This window comes from Pseudomonas fluvialis (assembly GCF_002234375.1).
GTDB lineage: Bacteria > Pseudomonadota > Gammaproteobacteria > Pseudomonadales > Pseudomonadaceae > Aquipseudomonas > Aquipseudomonas fluvialis.
On record NZ_NMQV01000065.1, the window covers coordinates 1 to 604 of the forward strand.

Sequence of the window (604 nt, forward strand, 5' to 3'; positions counted from 1 at the left end):
TGTCCAGCTACCATCACCATTGTTGCTACCTGCGCTCAGCGTGGCCCCGCTGGGAATGCCGGAAAGCCGCAGTGTCATGCTTTCCGAGCCGTCGTTATCCGCCAGTCTGGCGCTGATTGGCAGCTTGACCATGGCGCCGTAGCTGGTGCTGTCACCGGCACGGGTGAAGCTGGCGGTAGAGAGGCTCAGCGAAGAGTCTTTGCGGTAATCGCCACCATTGAGTACCAGCCAGCTGAAACTGTAGTTACCGCTCTCCGTGGCGTTGTAGGAGAAACTGCCGTTACTGGTAAAGGCCGGGAGCTTGCTTTCCGACGAGTCGACCAGGAAGGTTTCACGGACGCCCGAAGGTCGGGTCACCACCAGCACCACCAGATCATTGTAGCCCTCGCTAACCTCGCTTGGGTCGTCCTCGCCATTGGAGAAGGCATAGTTCCAGGTGATGCGTGAGCCGGCGCTCATCAGCTGTTCGCTATGGGTGACCTTGCCGTCGAATACATTGACGTTGCCGTTATGCGTGACTGCGGTTCCTGTAGGGTTGAAACGGTTGTCCAGGAAGCCCGCGTTAAGGCCCACTTCAGCTTCCAGGTTGGACTGGCTGACGCCG

Annotated in this window: 1 protein-coding gene; it reads right to left on the reverse strand. The window is 58.9% G+C overall.

Going from position 1 to position 604, the window contains the following annotated elements; genetic code table 11:
- On the reverse strand, positions 1-604 hold a 604-nt coding region (locus CFY91_RS16060; RefSeq protein ID WP_165765341.1), incomplete at both ends, for a hypothetical protein.